Source organism: Salicola sp. AFF1 (assembly GCF_056783195.1).
The window spans coordinates 1-2,516 of the sequence record NZ_JBXAYL010000072.1; the positions used below are offsets into that span (position 1 = coordinate 1).

Annotated in this window: 2 protein-coding genes and 1 pseudogene; all 3 read right to left on the bottom strand. The window is 52.7% G+C overall.

Translation table 11 applies throughout. The annotated features are described in order from the left end of the window. Positions 1 to 441 precede the first annotated feature (441 nt). Positions 442 to 1,086 (bottom strand): hypothetical protein, encoded by a 645-nt coding sequence (locus tag AC1RQI_RS16570; protein WP_481905718.1) that lies wholly within the window; start codon positions 1,084 to 1,086, stop codon positions 442 to 444. A 56-nt stretch (positions 1,087 to 1,142) separates the two neighbouring features. Beyond that, on the bottom strand, positions 1,143 to 2,132 hold the full coding sequence (locus tag AC1RQI_RS16575; RefSeq protein WP_481905719.1) for a hypothetical protein: 990 nt from the start codon (positions 2,130 to 2,132) through the stop codon (positions 1,143 to 1,145). 181 nt (positions 2,133 to 2,313) lie between these two features. Further along, positions 2,314 to 2,516: pseudogene (locus AC1RQI_RS16580) on the bottom strand (MBL fold metallo-hydrolase); the annotation flags it as partial.

The window sequence follows — 2,516 nt, forward strand, 5'->3', positions numbered from 1 at the left end:
GGGTCGTATTGTTGGCTCAAAACCGTGTCTCCCGTTCCGGTTGGTGAGCCCTAATTATATGATATTTTGGGGAAAATGTCTTAAGTTGATGGCATTGCCTCCACCGTGGGCCGAGATCTCCGACAATCAGGAAACGGGAAAACGCTGGAATAAGGCTACCAGGAGGAGACCCAGCACGAGCCCCACCATATCCCATGGATATACATCGCCAGTGAAATAGTCACCCAGCATGCCGCCAAAATAGAGCCCGACAACACCGCCAATCATTTTCTGGCGAAGCAACCGCCATTTACGCCTCCTTTCCCGTCTCCGGAGCAGCTGCTGGCGCCGGGGCTCAAGCGCCTTTTCTGCAGCTGCTTCGGCCTCCTTCCGGGTTAGCAACCGACACCTCCATGGCTTGAATCAGGTTCCCTACAGCCCCTTATTCCTGCTACACCCCTTTCAATCGGTTTTTGCTGAACGCCGTAACGGGGGAACCGGTGCATCATCATTTCCAGCCGAATTGTCAGCATATGTCTCAGCGAGGTATTCATTGGCCTCGGCAACGCCGGCTTTACCGTGACCTTCATCCCTGAGAATCCGGGATACCTCAGGATCCCTACAGAATTGCGGATCACTGACCCACACGGAGTAGAAGATTTCGGTCCTTAAAGGGAGGACGCCGTTGCTACAACTGCTGTAGCCCTGTTCTTGAAAATAACCATGCCAAAACCAATTAAAAATGGGCGCGCCAAAGACCGTTGCGACCAAACAGAATAAGATACCGTAAACACACCAGTTCATAGCCCTTTTCAGATAAGGCTCTACAGACCTGACTCCAGTCCATTTCCAAAGATTGTCAACGAGGATGGCTACCGCGATCAAAACCAAGCCGGCTAACACAAACAAGTAGGACGTTGTCATGGCATGAGAGACAAAGAGGGGGTCTTGCTCTTTTATCGCCTGGAACACTGGGGTGGAATGGAAATCATAGAGAAATGCGGCCCCGTATATCGCTGCCGGGATGAGAACGATCAGGGCTGCAATCGCCGATATACGCTTTGCCCGCTCCGAAACGGCCATTTTCGTTTCGACATCATCTGACATGCCATGCATCCATTCAATAGTTGAATTAACCCAGCTAGACGTCCAGCTTTATTTGATCAAAGCGCTTGATGGGGGACTTTCGGGTGGTTCGTGATCCGATGCATCCGGCTTCGTAGCTCCTCGGCTACTTTTGGTTCGGCTTTCTGGACGGTGCACTTGCCCGAATCGTTATCAAAGAGATAGTAATAGAATTCCCTGGCTGACTTCTTCGCCTCGCGGTAATACGTCCCAGCTTCAGAGCTCACATACTCGTAAGCGTCTACGGTCGAGTCGATCACGGCATCAGTCAACGTGTGATCCATATTCATAATTGCTAGAAGACCACCGACTACGATACCAACAAAAACACCAGCAGCCAGAGCTACAACTGCCACGGACATTGCTGCAGCTACTATTCCATAAGCGAGTGCTCCAGCGACAGCTGCCAAAAACGCAATGACGAGGTCTGACGATACGCCCTTAAGGAAATCCTTCCAGCCGAATTTAGGATCAAAGATCCAGCTATAAGTGTTCACCAGCGGCGAAACAATGACCGTAACGAGCATGCTTCCTTTGATGAACGTCGTTGACGCGCGGGCACCAATGCTCAACTTCATAAGCAGTGGGTTGTTTGCCCTATAGCGAGTTCCTTTGATGATCTCGCGAAGCTTATGGTTACCCTTGAAGATGATGTACCTTCCATCCGCACTTTTTGAGTACTTGCCAAATACATTGCCAGAACGCTTGAAATCCCACATAAGAGCCGCAACGCTCTTTGTGTCCTTCGCTCCACCGACGATCGTTGTGCTCTGCGCCTTGATCAGCTCGACCGTTTCGTCACTGACAAGTTCCCGGAAGCGGGCATTGATTTCCTCGTCGCTCTTTCCCCGGCTGCGCTGCTTGGCAAGCCAGAGTTCAACGACTTCCTCCGTAGAGAGGACAAAGATATCCACGTTGTTCTGTTCGGGGTCGTGCTTAAGGCTTGACTCGAGCTGGTTGCGGAGCTGTTCCCGGCGGGTCCGTTCTTTGGCTCTTTCAATGCGGTCGTAAAGCAGTGGTGAGGGCATCTCGACGCTCCTTCATTCCTTGAATGGTTACAATCCTTGGCGGCGGAGTTTATCGACTACGGCTTACGATGGCAATCGGGGAAGGCTGCTCAAGATTCGCAAAAGAGAAGTGTCGCTCACTTCGCCTTTGGTTTATTTCCAGCCATGAAAGCGGCTTCAAAGGCCGCTTTTAGAATCGATTCTAAACCGTCGGCCGCCAAACATGCGGCAAAAACCGAAACCCATCCCCGTCCTCGGCCACATACCCGACCCCCGGAAAATCCAGATGGTGCCCGGCGACCAGCTCCCGGGATTCGGCCAGTTCGGTCATGATGCGGCGGCGGGTGGTGGCGGCCTGGGGCGGGTCGACGTCGAAGGCGACCGTGGCCTCGGGGCGCGGGAACT